The sequence below is a fragment of the Candidatus Methylomirabilota bacterium genome (genome assembly GCA_035315345.1).
Taxonomy (GTDB): Bacteria; Methylomirabilota; Methylomirabilia; order Rokubacteriales; family CSP1-6; genus CAMLFJ01.
On the sequence record DATFYA010000193.1, the window covers coordinates 64,151 to 80,001 of the forward strand.

The window sequence follows — 15,851 nt, forward strand, 5'->3', positions numbered from 1 at the left end:
GAGCCTCGGACCATTCTATACGCACGCACCCGGTCGCGCACTTCGTCGAGAATCCTCCCTGACGGCAACTGGCCGCCCGACCTCCGTCTCATGGACGCAAGACGGTGATCGTCGTCGGCTTGCGAAGCGGGGCTCGCTCTCCTCGCCGATCGTCGCGGGCTGCCCCATTGTCGCCTCTACCGGCAGGTCGCCCGAGACGCCCGGCCCCGCCCGTGAAGGGCCGCGCGTTACCCCGATGTGTCGCGGGCGATCATGTCCCGGAGGCACGTGGTGACGATGTGATCCAGGGCCATGTGCAGGTCCTCGATGGGACCGTAGTCGTCACTGGAGACGATCACCGCCCGGTCTACGAGGTCCTTCAGCTTGCCGCCCTTGAATCCGAGGATGCCGATGGTCTCGGCTCCGAGGCGTCGAGCCAGCTTGACCGCCTCGACGACGTTGGGCGAGTTCCCGCTCCCGCTGATCGCGATGAGCACGTCGCCGGGGTCGGTGAAGGTCCGCACCTGCTCCACGAAGATGCGGTCATAGCCGGCATCGTTCGCCCACGCGGTCATCAGCGGGATGTTGTCGGTCAAGGACAGAACCTTGAAGCGGCCGGTGGGGGTCGCGTCCCCCGGAAACTGACCGAAGACGTTCTTCGCCAGGTCGCAGGCCATGTGCGAGGCGGTGGCGGCGCTGCCCCCGTTCCCGACGATCAGCACCTTCCGCCCCTCTCGGTAGGCGGCATACAGGCGATGGACGATGTCCTCGACTGCGTCCACCGGCAGGCTATCTAGCGCAGCGCGCAGTCGGCCGAGATATCCTTGCACCGTGCCGCGTACGTCCACGTCGGGCTTCATCCGTTCTCCTCCACGTAGATGATCTTGCTTCCCTGGGGTTCACAGCCAATGGGCAGCGCGGGCAGCTCGGGCAGCGCCTCTCGGATGGCTCGATGCCGCTCGGGAGGTGCGTAGAGCAGCAGGAAGCCCCCGCCCCCGGCCCCGGTGATCTTCCCTCCGATGGCTCCATGACGACGGGCCCGCTCGTACCATTCGTCGATCCGCGGGCTGGTGATGCCGCTGGCCAGCTTCTTCTTGGCCAGCCAGCCCTGATGCAGCACTTCGCCGACCCCTCCGAGGTCGTTGGCGACCAGGGCCGCGCGTAGGTCCTCGGTCTGGGCCACCATGGCACGCAGGACGTCTCGCTTGCCCACGTCGTCGTGAGTATTCCGGGTCTGCTCGAGCAGGATGTCGTCGGCCGAGCGGGTGACGCCGGTGTAGAGCAGCAGCAGGCTCTCCTGGAGCGCGCGCTTGGTGTTCGGGGAGCAGATGACCGGGTCGACGAACACGCTCTCGTCCGGGTTGAACCGGATGTGCTGCAGCCCGCCGTACGCCGCGATGTACTGGTCTTGCTTGCCGATGGGCTTGCCGCACACGTCGATCTCGATCCGACAGGCCTCCCGGGCCAGCCGCTCGGCGCCCACGTGCTGACCCATGTAGGCATAGAGCGCGGTCAGCAGGCCCACCGTGTAGGTGCTGGACGAGCCCAGCCCGGTCCCCTGCGAAGGGATGTCCGAGATCGACGTGATCTCGATCCCGCTGTCCACTCCCACCACCCGGAGGGCCTCCCGGATCAGCTCGTGCTTGAGCTCGTCCACGCTATCCACGATCTCGGTAATCGAATAGCTGGCCCGGATGCGATGATCGAACTTCCGGTTCACCGTGATGTAGATGTACTTCTTGATCGCGGTGCTGAGCACCGCGCCGGGCTCGTGCCGGTAGAAGGCGGGCAGATCGCTTCCCCCGCCGGTGAAGCTGACGCGCAGAGGGGTGCGCGAAATGATCATGCCTCGTAGCCTTTCGGGTGGTCGAGGCGCCACGCCCATGCGGTTTCCACCATCTCGCCGAGGCCAGGATACCGTGGCGTCCATCCCAGCTCGGCCCGGATTCGGTCGTGACTGGCGATGAGGCGAGCCGGATCTCCCGGCCGCCGGCCCTCCGCCGCGACCGGAATGTCCCGCCCGGTCACCCGTCGCACCGTGTTCACGACCTCCAGATTCGAGTAGCCGGCGCCGTTGCCCATGTTGAAGGCCTGGCCGCCGATCCGATCGACCTCCCGGAGGGCCAGCAGGTGCGCCTGGGCGATATCCGACACGTGGATGTAGTCGCGAATACAGGTTCCGTCCGGAGTGTCGTAATCGGTGCCGAACAGCCGGATGCCGTCCCGCTGTCCGAGCGCGACCTCCAGCAAAATGGGGATGAGATGTGTCTCGGGCCGGTGGGACTCCCCGCACCGCGTGGTCGCCCCGCACGCGTTGAAATAGCGCAGGGCCACGTACTTCAGGCGGCCGGCGCGACGATACCATTCGAGCATCCGCTCGAAGGCGAGCTTGGACTCGCCGTACGAGTTGATCGGCGCGTGCGGCGCACTTTCGACGATGGGGATGCTCACCGGCTCCCCGTACACCGCCGCCGTCGAGGAGAACACGATGCGCCGCACTCCGGATGCGGTCATGGCCTCCAGCAGGTTGAGCCCGCCGATGACGTTGGCGGTGAAGAAGCGTCCCGGGTCCGTCATCGACTCGGCGATCAGCGCTTCCGCGGCCAGATGGACCACCGCGTCCACCGGGCTCCGCGACAGTAGTGACGCGAGCCATGAGCCGTCGCGAAGATCTCCCTGGACGAAGTGGGCTCGCGGATCTACGGCCGCGCGAAAACCGTGCAGGAGGCTGTCCAGGGCGACCACGTCGTGGCCCTGCTCGACCAGCTGCTCGGTGACTACGCTGCCGATGTAGCCGCCCGCCCCGGTGACCAGGACCTTCACGACCGGACTCCCGCTCGCCCGAGGACGTAGTCGACGGCCGCGTTCAGATCCTCCACACAGAGGAGATGGTCGCCCGCGGCCAGGCCGGCCCGCTGCTCACGTCCCCGTCCGGTCAGGACCAGGATGCCCCGCACTCCCGCCGAGCGGGCCGCGTCCATGTCGGTCGTGGCGTCGCCGATCGCGTACGAGCCGGCCAGGTCCAGATCGAGCTCCCGGGCCGCCTGCAGGAACATCCCCGGCGCGGGCTTCCGGCACTCGCACCGGTCGTCGGGATGATGCGGGCACAGGTAGGTGGCGTCCACCCGCCCCCCGGCCGCCTCGATCTCGGTGACCACACGCTGGTTGATCTCCCGCGCCTCCTCCAACGTGATGATTCTCCTTCCGACGGCGGACTGATTCGTGACCAGCACGACTGCATGGCCGGTGCGCCCGAGCCGCCGGAGGGCCCCGACCGCCCCGGGCAGGAAGTGGACTTCTCCCCAGGACTTCACGTAGTCCGCCCGGTTCTCGATGATGACGCCGTCGCGGTCCAGGAATACCGCGGCCCGCACTACCGGCCACCTCCGGCGGGGACGAAGGCTCGCGCCGCGTCGGTCGGCCATTCTCGCTGGACCTGGGCATAGCGCTCGGGCGATCCGACGTCGAGCAGATACGCCGAATCCGGAATGATCCAGCCATGAAGCGGCACCCCGGATTGCAGCAGCGCGGGCAGGACGTCGTGTCCGAAGTCGGCGAAGCACCCGGCCGGCACGTACTGCAGCAACTCGGGATCGACCACGAGCACGCCGGTGCTGGCGAGATCCGAGAAGACGTCCTCCCTCCGTGGCTTCTCGACGAACCTGAGGATCCGTCCGCGCTCGTCGAGGCCGACGATGCCGCAATCCCAGGGATTGGGCACGTGGTAGAGGCTGATGCTGAGATGAGGCGCCGGCGGTCTGGAGCGGTGAAAGTCGATCAGGGCACCCAGATCGAAATCGGTCAGCACGTCTCCATAGACCAGTACGAACGTCTCATCCAGAAACGGCGACAGGCGCTTGGCGCCGCCGGCGGTGCCCAGGATCTCCTCTTCCACCGAATAGGTGATGTCGACGCCGAAGCCCGCGCCGCTTCCGAAATGGTCCATCACGACCTGAGGACGGTGATGGAGGTTCATCGCGATCCGGGTGACGTCATGGTGGCGCAGCCAGGCGATGATGTGCTCCAGCAGGGGCCGTCCCGCCACCGGCAGCATCGGCTTGGGCCGGTCGAGCGTGAGCGGTCGCAGCCGCGTGCCCTCTCCCGCCGCCAGGATCATGGCCTTCATCGCGCCCCGGTCTTCTCCTTCCAGGTCGACAGGTACAAGGCCTGGGTTCGCTCGACGAGCCGCTCCTCGGTGAAGTGCTCCAGCACCCACTCGCGCCCGGCCCGAGCCAGGTCGCGACGCAGCGCCGGGTCCCGCAGCATCTCGCACACCGCGCCGCCGAGGGCCGCCACGTCCCCGGCCGGCACCGTGAGCCCGGTCTTTCCCGAGATGACGATCTCCGGGGTGCCATCCACCGCGCTGGCCACGACGGGCCGGCCCGCCGCGAGGGACTCCATGGGCACCAGCGGCAGCCCCTCGAAGAAGGAGGGGAGCACGGTCACGTCTCCCAGGGCCAGCCAGTCGGCCACATTCGATTGATGGCCGACGAAGCGGACCGTGTCCTGGAGCCCGAGGCGAGCCGCCTGATTCTCGAGGGCGCCGCGACTGGAGCCGTCGCCCACGCAGACCAGCCGCACCGCGGGAAACTCGCGCCGGACCATCGGCAGCGCGTCGAGCAGCACGTGGTGCCCCTTCTGCGGCTCGAGCCGGCCCAGCACGATCAGCACCGGGTCGTCGTGGCCGAATCCCAGACTCTCCCGCAGGCCGGCGGGCGGCCGGTGATCGGGATGGAACCGTTTCAGGTCATCGCCGTGATAGATGAGCTCGACCTTCTCGGCGGGCAGGCCCTTCTCCTCCATCAGGTAGCGCGCATTGGCCTGGCAGTTGGCCAGGTAGTAGTCGACGCAGCGCCCGACGACGCGGTCGATCCGGTAGTTCGCCTTCCACCCCCGCCGCCACTGCTCCCGCACGTGAGGCGTCTCCAAGATGACCGGCACGCGGCACAGCCGGCCCAGCGGCGCGGCGAAGATGCTGCTGTAGAACTGGTGGCAGTGCAGGATGCCCACCCGACGGCTGCGCATGAGGTGCATCAGGCGCACCGCGCTCGCGGCCTGGGTCGGCTTGCGGAGACGGAGGGGAAGCAGCTCCACGTCGGCGGGAACGTCCGCGCGGAGCTTCTCGGCCACCTCGGGCGTGCACACCAGGTGGAGCCGAAATTGCCGGCGATCGAGCCCGCGCAGCAGCATCAAGACGTGCTCCTCGGTGCCGCCCCGGGCGAGCGTGTTCAGGAAGTGGAGCACCGAGATCAAAACATTACCTTCCTCACCTTGCGGAGCAAGGTGGCGTACTCCCCCCGCCGGGCCAGCTCGAACGCCAGCCGCACGCGCGAGTGCCGCGGACGCCGAACGTCGCTGCGGCTCGAGACATAGGGCTGCTCGGTCCACTCCTTCCAGGGCACGTACTCCCCGATCTTCCGGAACACCGCGGTCTTCGTCGAGTGTGGGCGGTCGAGTCGCCAACCGGTCTCCGTCTCCAGGAACTCCTTCAGGATCTTTCCGGTCCAGAGGTGCGTGTCGTCGACGACGAGGAGCCCTCCCACCCGCAGGCTCACCGCGATGTGGAACCAATCGAGGAATGGAGCCGGGAAGCCGTGACAGCCGTCGATCAGGACCAGATCGAGACGGCGGGGCGTCCAGAGGCGGAAGTACTCGTCCGACCGCATCGGCTGGAAATCGATCGAGTCGATGGGGATTCCCTTCTCGGAGCAGTAGGTCTTCAGGCGATCCAGCTCGGGGAAGTCCGGCGCGACACACGTGTGCCGCGCCTGTCGGAGCGCGAAGACCACCGTGCTGATGCCCGCTCCGGTCTCGAGCGTGGACGACGTCGCATCGATGTGATCGGACATACACGCGTAGAACTCTCGGGCGAACCCGGAGTAGCTCAGCTCGTTGGGGGCCCCCCAGGCGTGAACCCTCGGCGGATCACGCAGCAGGTCGTCGAGGGTCATCGCTGGCTCCCTTCACGTTTCGACATCTCGACGAGGAGATAGCGAGAATACCTGGCGAGCGCCCTGGGCAGCGCCGTCTCGAGCACACGCAGCCGTCTGGCCGCGCCGAGCGAATTGCCGAAGCACGACTCGAATTCGTCCTTGGCCAGGATCCGCAAAGCCTTCACCGAGTAAAGGCAGCCCAGCGTTGACAACTGGCGCCGCCACCATCGAGCGGTCGGCGCGTGTCCGTAGAGGCGCGACGGGGGCGGGGCCGACGGCCCGGTTGACGGCGTCCGCGGCGCCTCGACCCGTGGACGCACTCGTCGTCGGGTCATTCCCGCCAGCCGAGCCAGCGCGGGACGCAGGCGGGCCGGTCGCGCATCGGTCAGGATGCAGCAGACCTGCCCGGGCCCCAGCACGCGGTATAGCTCGGCGAGAGCCTGAGCCTGGCTCGAGGCGGGGACGTGTTGGATCGTGTAGCCGGAGACGACGCCGTCGAACACGTCATCGCGGAACGGCAGTCGGCAGATGTCGGCCATGCAGTAGAAGCCGCGATCGCCCAACGTGGCGGCGGCCTGCTGGAGCGCGGTGAGCGAGAAGTCCACGCACACCCGGTAGCGGTAGAACCATCCGTAGGCGAGATACTCCGGATGCGGAATAGCCCCGCTCGCCGCGTCGAGAAGGAACTCGCCGCCCATGAAGCGATGGAGGATCGAGAGGTGAGAGGCCATCTCGTAGAAGCCGTGCGCGCTATTCCCGAGTTGGGAGAAGAGCGCGGTATCGCCGTACTGTCCGTTCTGGGTGCGCTTCCAGCCGAACTCGTCGTACCAGCGCTTGACGTCGCGCTTGATGGCAGCATCCGCGGTCTGCTCCCGGCCCGGCCGCTCGACCGCCGCGGACAGGCGCAGCACGTCATCTTCGAGAAAGCTGATCACCTGGCCGAGGATCGGGTAGGCCCGCGAGGAGCCGGGCGAGACGAGGGCGCCGACGGCCGTGGCTGGAACGGATTGGCTCGGCACCCCCGCGGCCGCTGCCTCCAGCTCCATCCGGCTCGTGAGGATGAGCGGGCTGCCCGTCTGGGGGCAGCGGAGGATATCCAGTAGTGGCTCGAAGGCCGTGAGGTGGACCTGATCCCGGCTCACGCGCGCGCCTCGGAGAAGGCGACCAGCCCCCAGATCGTGCCCAGCCGCCGGAGGGTCTGACAGCGGCAGGCAAATCTTGCTGCCTCGTCGGTATGCAGGACCGAGCCGGCCCACTCCCGAGGGTGTAACAGAAGGGCGATCGCGGAATGCAACGCCATCTGTGCGCGGCGAGGCCGGGGCCGGTTACCCATAACCGTTTGCATCACGGCGGCAGACAGTCCCTCCGAATAAGCGCGGTGGAGAAACCATTCTTTCGTCAGCCGCGAAGCCGGCACGTGATGTCCGACCGAGGCTCGCGGCTCGTAGTGCAGCTGGTGGCCGGCCGCGACGAGCAATCGTTGAACGTGCAGCTCCTCCCCTGAGAGCAGCTTGTCGCCGACCCGGCCCAGGCTCGGACTGAACCCGCCGAGATGGCGGAGCGCCGCGGTGCTGAAGGCCATGTTGGCGCCCGCCACGTACTGGCAGGAGGGATCGAGGGTCATCGCCGTGTCCGACCAGTTCACGATCGTGAGGTAGCCGAGCAGGGTATCGGCCAGCCAGCTCGGCCGGGCACCTTCCCAGATCGGCTCGATCCGGCCGCCCACGCAGACCGGAGTCGGCTTGACCGTGTCGAAAGCGGTCAAAATGGCCTCGAGCCACTCGGAAACTGCTACCGCATCGTCGTCCAGGAACGCAATGTAGTCCCCGCGCGCCTCCCTGATCGCGGCGTTGCGGGCGCGGGAGAGGCCGAGGCTGCCCTCGAAGACGTAGCGGAGCGAAGGCAGCATCGGTTGCACGCTCTCGACGAGGGCGGCGGTGTCGTCGGTAGAGGCGTTGTCGACCACCAGCACCTCGAAGTCCGTGGCGGGTAGCGTCTGGTCGGAAAGACTTTTCAGGGCCTTGCCCAGGTACTGTGCACGATTGTGTGTGCAAATCGTCGCACTGATTCGTGGTGCGGACTTCCCGGAAATAGTCGTTCCTCCTCGAGTCAGTGCTTGCCCGGTCCCGCAAAACCGGACACTCGATCCTACCCCATATCCCGACGACGTCGAAACTCGTCCCGGACGTCCGCGCCGCGCCTCGTAGCCCATCCAATGTTGGTAATGCACGTCCCGGGCCGTATACTGACTCGAGTGAGGCCGCCCGAAGCATGAGCGAGAACATGGTCATCGAGCGCGGCTCCCTGGCTCGTTCGGGAGACGCCGCGCTCGCCCCCACCGTCACCACCGTGATCGAGGCATCCAAGGGCTGGGTGCCGTTGCGTCTGCGCGAGATGTGGGAGTACCGCGAGGTACTCTACTTCCTGATCTGGCGAGACATCAAGGTGCGTTATCGCCAGACCGCGATCGGCGCGGCGTGGGCGCTCATCCAGCCGCTCATGACGATGGTCGTATTCAGCGTCTTCTTCGGCAAGCTCGCCAAGATGCCGTCCGATGGCGTGCCCTACCCGCTGTTCGCCTTGACCGCGCTGGTGCCGTGGACGTTCACCTCGACGGGAGTCAACCAGTCGGCCAATAGCCTCGTCAACAACGGCCACCTGATCACCAAGGTGTACTTCCCGCGGCTGCTCGTCCCGATGGCCCGCGTGCTCGCGGGGGTGCCCGATATCGCCCTGTCCTTCGCGCTGCTACTCGCGATGATCTGGTGGTACGGCTTCCTGCGGGCGGGCTCTCATCTGCTCTGGATCCCGCTGCTGGCCATGCTGGCGTTCTTCACCGCGCTCGGCGTCGGTCTTTGGCTGTCCGCGCTCAACGTCCGATACCGAGACGTTCAGCACGCGGTGCCCTTCCTCGTTCAGATCTGGCTGTTCGCCACCCCGATCGCGTATCCCTCGAGTCTGCTGCCCGGCGCCTGGCACACGGTCTACGCGCTGAACCCGATGGTCACCATCGTCGATGGCTTCCGCTGGGCCATGCTCGGGACGCAGCCTCCCGCGCCGGCGTCTATCGTGGCCTCCACCGTGGTCACGCTGACCGTCCTGATCACCGGGGCCTTCTTCTTCCGCCGAGTCGAGCGCTCCTTCGCGGACATCGTCTGATCCATGTCGAGCGACATCGCGGTTCGGGTCGACGGACTCGGCAAGCGCTTTCCCCTCGGGACGCGCCGGCGTATCGGCCATCCGATGCTCCGCGAGGCCATAGTCCGCGGGGCGATGCTGCCGTTCACCAAGCTGGCCGCGCTCGCCCGCCGTTCCCGGGCTACTGCCGGCCCCCAAGGCGGCGCGGCCCCGGCGGTGGCGGACCACGTGTGGGCCCTGCGCGATGTCTCCTTCACGGTGCCCCGCGGGCAGATCATGGGCCTCATCGGCCCGAACGGCGCCGGAAAGAGCACATTGCTCAAGATCCTCTCCCGAATCACCGAGCCCACGGTGGGGCGGGTCGAGATCCACGGCCGCGTGGCCTGTCTCTTGGAGGTCGGCACCGGGTTTCATCCGGAGCTGACCGGCCGCGAAAACGTCTATCTGAGCGGGGCCTTCCTGGGGATGCGGAAGCGCGAGATCGACCGCAAGCTCGACGAGATCCTGGCCTTCGCGGGCGTGGACGCGTTTTTGGAGACACCGGTCAAGTACTTCTCCAGCGGCATGTACGTGCGCCTGGCCTTCGCGGTCGCCGCGCACCTGGACCCGGACATTCTCGTGGTCGACGAGGTGCTCGCGGTCGGCGACGCGGCCTTCCAGCGGAAGTGTCTGGCCAAGATGGAGGACGTCCGCGAGCACGGCCGCACGATCCTCTTCGTGTCCCACAATCTGCCCAGCATCACCCGGCTCTGCGAGCGCGCCATCCTGATCAACGGCGGCATGATCCGAAAGGACGGACCGGTGGCCGAGGTGGCGAGCGCGTACATGCTCTCCAGCCTGAGCACGGCACCCGATCGAACCTGGCCGGATCTCGCCACCGCGCCGGGAAACGAGATCGTTCGGCTGCGACGCGTGCGGGTGTGCAACGCGGCCGGGGAGACGACACAGGTCGTGGAGGTGCGCGACCCGGTGACGGTGGAGATCGTCTACGAGGTGCTGAAGCCCGGGTATCCGCTCGCGCCGTGGTGCGAGTTCTTCAACGACTCGGGCGCTTGTCTGTTCACGTCGCTCGATATGAAGCCCGGCTGGCGGGATAGCCCCTGCCCGATGGGACCGGTGGTGAGTACGGTTCAGATACCGCGCGATCTCCTCTCGGAAGGGACGGTCCTGATCGGCGCGGGCCTGTATTCAGCCCAGCACAACCAGAACGTCTACCACGTGAAGGATACGGTGGCGTTCCAGGTCACCGACAATCTTCACTTCGTCGACGGCGGGTCGGCACGGGGCGACTGGGAAGGACGCATCGCGGGCGCGGTTCGGCCTCGCCTGGAATGGACCCGCAGCTACGCGGGGCGCCCCGGATAAAGAGCGCGCAGGACCGGTCGCACCGGCGCCACCGCCGATGTCGGCCGTCCCTCGGGAGCATCCGCCAGCCTCGCCGAAACCACTCTCGTCCGACCTCGTGTCGCAGTGCGTAGATCCGCAGGGCGTGCTGAAGCCGGATCAACGAAGCCTCGAAGTGGGCGGTCGCGGTGCTCGGCGCGACCGTGAGACTTCGGTTGTAGAGACTGTCGGCGCGCTGATGGTAATCGCACAGCACCTCGTCGATCACCGCGTACGGGGCTCGGGAAGCCACCTTCAGGTTGAAGTCCAGATCGCTGCAAAGGCGATAGACGGGGTCGAATCCTCCGACCGCTCGCCAGGTGCCGCGCGGAAACACGACGTTGCGATTGGTGAAGACGATGTTTCGCTGGAGGAGCGATCCGGTGACGTCGCGAGATTCGGCCCGGTAGAGCCCGTCGGTGATGCGGCGCAGGGACAGATCGTCGAATTGACGGCAGCCATCCCGCCAGAGATCCTCGCGCAGCTCCCCCTCGGGTGACCGCAACCGCACCCGGCCACAGATGAGGCCGGCGGTCGGGAGACTCGAACGCGCGGCCGGAGTCCTCGATCAGGCGAGCGATCTCCTCCCCCGGTGGGGGCGCGGCCAGGCCCGTCCGGGGTCGGGGACACCTCGCCGTCGAACCATGCGAGGTGCCGACCGGTCACGAAGGGGCTTGGGGCTCGGGATTCCGTCCGCATGGCCGAGCCCAGCCGGCCGGTCATGGACCGAATGGATTCGGGTGATAGCCGGGCGGTCTTTCGAATGATTCCGAACAGGCCGGGCATTGGAGGGGGACTAGCCTCTGGTGGCCTCGAATCGCCTCGCCCAGTTTAGCGTCTGAATGGCACCGTGGTACGCTGGATCACAGTGTGTCATGACGCTCTCGAAGCACCCGGTAGAGGCTACCCACCCGAACCTGATCTTCAGCTCCGTCGGGGATCATGGCAACCTGCCCAGGTGGCTGCGCGGCCGGCGGAACTTCGACCTGTGGGTCACCTACTATGGCGAGACCCGCGGCCGATTTCGCGACCGCGCGGACTACTACAACGAGCGGCGCGGGTCCAAGTTCCAGAATCTGCTGTTCGCGTACCGCACCTGGCCGAAGCTGCTCGACCGGTACGCGGCGATTCTGGTGATGGACGACGATCTGCTGATCTCGGGCTCGGCGCTCTCGAGTCTCTTCGACATTCGGGACCGCTACGATCTGTGGGCGCTCCAGCCCGCGTTCGATCCCCACGGCAAGATCAGCTGGCCGATCACGCGCGTCAATCCCTACACGCGCCTCCGCTATACGAATTTCATCGAGATGGCGTGCCCACTGTTCCGCAAGGACAAGCTCGACGCGTTCATGGCCGTCTACGACCCCGAGCTGGTCGGCTGGGGCTGCGACTGGTGGTTTCTCGACGTGATGGGTGAAGATCTGCGCGACCGTGTCGCGGTGGTCGACACCATCACGTGCCTCAATCCGCACGATTCCACGAAGGGCGGCCGGGAGATCGATCGCCTTTCGCCCACCAGCGAGCGGATCGCGACGTGGAAGCGCGTGAAGGAGCGGTACGGTATCCGCAGCGAGGAGCGGGGCATCCGGGAGTATCGCCGCATTCGCCGCCCATTCGTGGTGAGGCAGCTTCGCCGAGCTCTCGCGACCTGCGGCAACCTGCGCTGGTGGCTCACGCGGCGGTCGCGCGCCTCATGAACGTGGGCAATGGCCTGAGCGAGCCGGGAGCCGGGGAGTGGTCTTTCCGGCTGGGCCCGGCGGCCCCGGTCGTCGCCCTCATCGGGGTGGTACTCCTCGCGGTCTACTGGAAGATCCTCCGGGCCCTCGTCATCCAGTGGTGGGACGACGCCAACTACAGCCACGGTTTCCTGGTCCCACTCTTCTGCCTCTACCTGGTCTGGCGGCAGCGCGCATACTTGCAGCGGTTGCCGGCGCGCGGCAGCCTGATCGGTCTCGCGGTGATCCTGGGCGGCATCGGCATCCTGCTGGTGGGGGATCTGGGCGCCGACAACTTCCTGATGCGAAGCTCGCTCATCGTGGTGCTGGCCGGGCTCGTGCTGTTCCATCTCGGCCGGCACGTCTTCCGCGGGGTCCTGTTTCCCCTCGTCTTTCTGTTCTTCATGGTGCCTCTGCCCGGAGTCATCTTCTACGCGATTACCTTCCCCCTGCAGAGCCTCGCGGCTCGGCAGGCGGCCTGGATGCTGGACCTGCTCGGCATTCCGGTTCTCCTGGATGGCAACGTAATCCACCTGGCCCAGCTCACCCTCGGCGTCACCGAGGCGTGCAGCGGGATCCGGTCCCTCATCGCCCTGTTCGCGGCGGCGGTGGCCTGGGCCTATCTCCTGCTGCCGGTGGGCTGGCCGATGCTCGTCTTCGTAGCCTCCACGCTGCCGATCACGATCTTCGCCAATGCGGCCAGGGTCGTGCTCACCGGTCTCATCGGCCAGCAGTTCGGTGTCGATTACGCGACCGGCTTCTTCCATGAGTTTGCGGGTCTCGTCATCTATGCGTTCGCCTTCCTCTGCCTCGCCGGGGTCTACAGCCTGCTGCTTCTCGTCGGACGGGCACGCACGCCGGTGCCCTCGCCGTGACACGACGTAGCCGGGTGATCATCTCGGTGGCGCTGCTGCTCGGGGCGTTCGGCGTCCTGCATTTCCGCTCGGTCGGCGAAGGAGTCCAGATGCGCAAGTCCTTCGAACAGTTTCCGACCGGACTCGGGACCTGGAAGGGCCGCGACGACATCTCCTTCGAGCCCGACATCCTGAAGATGCTGAAGATGTCGGACTACCTCATGCGGCGATACGAAAACAGCAACGGCCACAGCGCCTGGCTGTACATGGCCTACTGGCCGTCTCAGCGCCGCGGCAACGACATTCATTCCCCCAAGAACTGCCTGCCGGGTGGCGGGTGGGAGCCGGTGGAGGCGAGCCGCGTCCAGATCGCGGTGCCGGGGTCCCCCACCCCGATCACGGTGAACCGTTATCTGGTCCAGAAGGATCGACAGATGCAGCTCGTGATGTACTGGTTCCAGGCCCAGGGCACGGTCGTGGCGGGGGAGTTCGAGGCGAAGATCCAAATGGTCCGCAGCGCCTTCCTGCGGAATCGCACGGACGGCGCGATCGTACGTATCTCCAGCCCGGTGTACGGGAGCGTTTCTGAGACGACGGCCGAGCTGACGGAGTACGTTCGGCTGCTCTACCCGATACTCGGCGAGTATCTCCCACGGTGAGGCGATGAGACGGACGTCCCGGTGCGCACGTGTGAGCGCGGTGGTGGTGCTGGCCCTTCTCGCCTTGCTGGGCGGGTGCAGCCGCTCGCCCGAGGCCAAGAAGGCGCGCTATCTGGAGCGCGGTGATCAGTACTTCAAGCAAAACAAGCACCGGGAAGCGGTGCTCGAGTACCGAAACGCCCTCCGCATCGACAACAACAACGCGCAGGCCATCCGCCAGCTCGCCCTGTCGTACTACGAGCTGGGCCAGCTGAATCAGGCGTTCCGATTTCTGCTCCGAGCCCAGGAGATCGAGCCGGATAACAACCAGATCGCGCTGAAGCTGGCGACCATCTACCTGCTCGGCGGCAAGCCCGATGACGCGCAGACGGTGGCCGACCGAGTATTGCAGCGAGATCCCAAGAACCTGGACGCGCTGATCCTTTCTTCGGGAGCGGCCAACACGCCTCAGGAGATGGCGGCGGCGATCCAGCGCCTCGAAGCCGCCCGTCCCGACTTCGACTCGCAGGCGCGCTATCACTTGACCCTCGCGAACCTCTACGAGCGACGGCAGGATCATGCCGCGGCCGAGCGGGCGTTCCAGACCGCGCTCGCCCGAGAGCCCAACGCCCCCGAGGTGCATCTCCAGCTCGCATCCTTCTACCTCAAGAAGGGCGACGCGGCGAACGCCGAGCAGCAGCTCAAGGCCGCCGCGTCCCTGGCGCCAAATGCCGGGGCCACCCAGCTGCGGCTGGCCGACTTCTACCTGTCGGTGGGCCGACCCGCGGACGCCAAGCATCTCCTGGCCGAGATCAATAGCAAGACGCCGGAGTACCTGCCCGCCTGGCGTCGGACCGCAGAGATCGCGATCCGGGAGCGGCGGCTCGACGACGGCGACAAGGCCCTCGACGTGATTCTCAAGAAGAATCCGAACGATCTCGACGGGCACCTGCTGCGCGGCCGCATCAAGTTGGCCCGCCGCGACACCGCGGGAGCCATCCAGGAGTTCCGGGTCGTGTTGAAGGCGGAGCCGCGGTTCGCCCCCGCCCACTACCAGCTGGGACTCGCGCAGCTCCAGGCCGGGGACGTCCAGCAGGCGAAGGCCGAGCTGAAGGAAGCGATCGACATCGCCCCGAACTACGCCGAAGCCGTCGTGGCGCTCGCCCGGGTGAACCTGCAGTCCGGCGCCATCCAGCCCGCCGTCAGCGACCTCGAACGCCTCACCGCCGCCCAGCCGCGACTCACCGAGGCGAACCTGCTGCTCGCCGCGGCATACCTGAGCCAGAAGCAGCCGGCCAAGGCGGCGGCGCTCGCCCGGAAGCTGACCGCCGCGGCTCCGAACGACCCGCGCGGACCGGATCTGCTGGGCGTGAGCCTCATGCTGCAGGGGAAGGCGCCGGAAGCACGCCAGCAGTTCGAGAACGCCCTGACGGTCTCACCCGGGTACCTCGATCCCCTCAGCCACGTCGTGTCCCTCGATCTGGCCAGCAAGCAGCTCGACACGGCCATCGCGCGGGTGCAGCGGCAGATCGCGGTCGTGCCGAACTCCGGCCCTCACTATGGGCTGCTCGGCGACCTCTATCTCATCAAGCGGGACGGCAAGGCCGCGGAAACCGCCCTCCTGAAAGCGATCGAGCTGGAGCCACGCTTGCTGTCCGCCTACCTGAGCCTGGGCAACCTCTACATTCAGTCCCAGCAGTATGACCAGGCCATCGCGCGGCTCGAGCAGGCGGTCCGCGGCAACCCGAGCAATCCGGCCCCTCTCATGGTCGTCGGCACGGTCTACGAGCTGAAGGGCGACATCCCGAAAGCCCGGGAAACCTACGAGAAGGTGCTCGCGATCAACCCCCGCTTCGGCGCCGCCGCGAACAATCTGGCGTGGATCTATTCCGAGCATGGCGGCGACAAGGACAAGGCATTGCAGCTGGCCCAGACCGCGAAGGAGATTATGCCCGACGACCCCCGGGTCGCGGACACGCTGGGCTGGATCCTCTACAAGCGTGGGATCTACCAGCGAGCGCTCAGCTTGCTGAAAGAGAGCGCGTCGAAGCTCGGTGACAATCCCCAGGTTCAGTATCACCTCGGCATGGCGTACCAGCAGACGGGGGAGAAGACCGCGGCTCGCGAGGCGCTCCGCGTGGCGGTCGAATCCAAGGCCGACTACCCGGGCAAGGACGAGGCGCGCAAGGCACTCGCCGAGCTCAAGTGACC

16 protein-coding genes are annotated in these 15,851 nt (G+C 67.0%); 7 read left to right on the plus strand and 9 right to left on the minus strand.

Annotation, left to right across the window (positions count from 1 at the left end; genetic code table 11):
* Positions 1 to 227: 227 nt before the first annotated feature.
* From VKN16_24905 to VKN16_24945, 9 genes are read right to left on the minus strand one after another with little or no spacing between them, the layout of a single operon-like run.
* Complete coding sequence (locus VKN16_24905) at positions 228 to 839, minus strand: SIS domain-containing protein (GenBank protein HME97460.1); 612 nt, start codon at positions 837 to 839, stop codon at positions 228 to 230.
* A complete protein-coding gene (locus VKN16_24910) occupies positions 836 to 1,825 on the minus strand; it encodes a GHMP kinase (protein ID HME97461.1) in 990 nt (329 codons plus the stop codon). The genes VKN16_24905 and VKN16_24910 overlap by 4 nt, the downstream gene beginning before the upstream one ends.
* Complete coding sequence (gene galE / locus VKN16_24915; GenBank protein HME97462.1) at positions 1,822 to 2,802, minus strand: UDP-glucose 4-epimerase GalE; 981 nt, start codon at positions 2,800 to 2,802, stop codon at positions 1,822 to 1,824. Before galE ends, VKN16_24910 begins: the two co-directional genes overlap by 4 nt.
* Entirely contained in the window at positions 2,799 to 3,353 is a 555-nt protein-coding gene (locus VKN16_24920) for an HAD-IIIA family hydrolase (GenBank protein HME97463.1), read from the minus strand. Before VKN16_24920 ends, galE begins: the two co-directional genes overlap by 4 nt.
* A complete protein-coding gene (locus VKN16_24925; GenBank protein HME97464.1) occupies positions 3,353 to 4,105 on the minus strand; it encodes a nucleotidyltransferase family protein in 753 nt (250 codons plus the stop codon). Before VKN16_24925 ends, VKN16_24920 begins: the two co-directional genes overlap by 1 nt.
* Positions 4,102 to 5,223, minus strand: coding sequence for a glycosyltransferase family 4 protein (locus tag VKN16_24930; GenBank protein HME97465.1), 1,122 nt, complete (start codon positions 5,221 to 5,223; stop codon positions 4,102 to 4,104). Before VKN16_24930 ends, VKN16_24925 begins: the two co-directional genes overlap by 4 nt.
* Positions 5,224 to 5,228: 5 nt before the next feature.
* Entirely contained in the window at positions 5,229 to 5,930 is a 702-nt protein-coding gene (locus tag VKN16_24935; protein HME97466.1) for a class I SAM-dependent methyltransferase, read from the minus strand.
* On the minus strand, positions 5,927 to 7,054 hold the full coding sequence (locus VKN16_24940; protein HME97467.1) for a methyltransferase domain-containing protein: 1,128 nt from the start codon (positions 7,052 to 7,054) through the stop codon (positions 5,927 to 5,929). The genes VKN16_24935 and VKN16_24940 overlap by 4 nt, the downstream gene beginning before the upstream one ends.
* Complete coding sequence (locus VKN16_24945; GenBank protein ID HME97468.1) at positions 7,051 to 8,124, minus strand: glycosyltransferase; 1,074 nt, start codon at positions 8,122 to 8,124, stop codon at positions 7,051 to 7,053. Before VKN16_24945 ends, VKN16_24940 begins: the two co-directional genes overlap by 4 nt.
* Positions 8,125 to 8,183: 59 nt before the next feature.
* Between VKN16_24945 and VKN16_24950 the strand changes: the two genes are divergently transcribed.
* From VKN16_24950 to VKN16_24980, 7 genes are all read left to right on the plus strand, one after another.
* Positions 8,184 to 9,071 (plus strand): ABC transporter permease, encoded by an 888-nt coding sequence (locus tag VKN16_24950; GenBank protein HME97469.1) that lies wholly within the window; start codon positions 8,184 to 8,186, stop codon positions 9,069 to 9,071.
* A gap of 3 nt (positions 9,072 to 9,074) precedes the next feature.
* Entirely contained in the window at positions 9,075 to 10,415 is a 1,341-nt protein-coding gene (locus VKN16_24955) for an ABC transporter ATP-binding protein (GenBank protein ID HME97470.1), read from the plus strand.
* 124 nt (positions 10,416 to 10,539) lie between these two features.
* Complete coding sequence (locus VKN16_24960) at positions 10,540 to 10,932, plus strand: hypothetical protein (protein ID HME97471.1); 393 nt, start codon at positions 10,540 to 10,542, stop codon at positions 10,930 to 10,932.
* Between the two features lie 376 nt (positions 10,933 to 11,308).
* A complete protein-coding gene (locus VKN16_24965; GenBank protein ID HME97472.1) occupies positions 11,309 to 12,130 on the plus strand; it encodes a hypothetical protein in 822 nt (273 codons plus the stop codon).
* Positions 12,127 to 13,023 (plus strand): exosortase A, encoded by an 897-nt coding sequence (gene xrtA / locus VKN16_24970; protein ID HME97473.1) that lies wholly within the window; start codon positions 12,127 to 12,129, stop codon positions 13,021 to 13,023. The genes VKN16_24965 and xrtA overlap by 4 nt, the downstream gene beginning before the upstream one ends.
* Positions 13,024 to 13,049: 26 nt before the next feature.
* The gene (locus VKN16_24975) at positions 13,050 to 13,661 is read left to right on the plus strand and encodes an EpsI family protein (protein HME97474.1); all 612 of its coding nucleotides are present in this window, start codon (positions 13,050 to 13,052) and stop codon (positions 13,659 to 13,661) included.
* A gap of 4 nt (positions 13,662 to 13,665) precedes the next feature.
* Complete coding sequence (locus tag VKN16_24980) at positions 13,666 to 15,849, plus strand: tetratricopeptide repeat protein (GenBank protein ID HME97475.1); 2,184 nt, start codon at positions 13,666 to 13,668, stop codon at positions 15,847 to 15,849.
* The last annotated feature ends 2 nt before the right edge of the window (positions 15,850 to 15,851 follow it).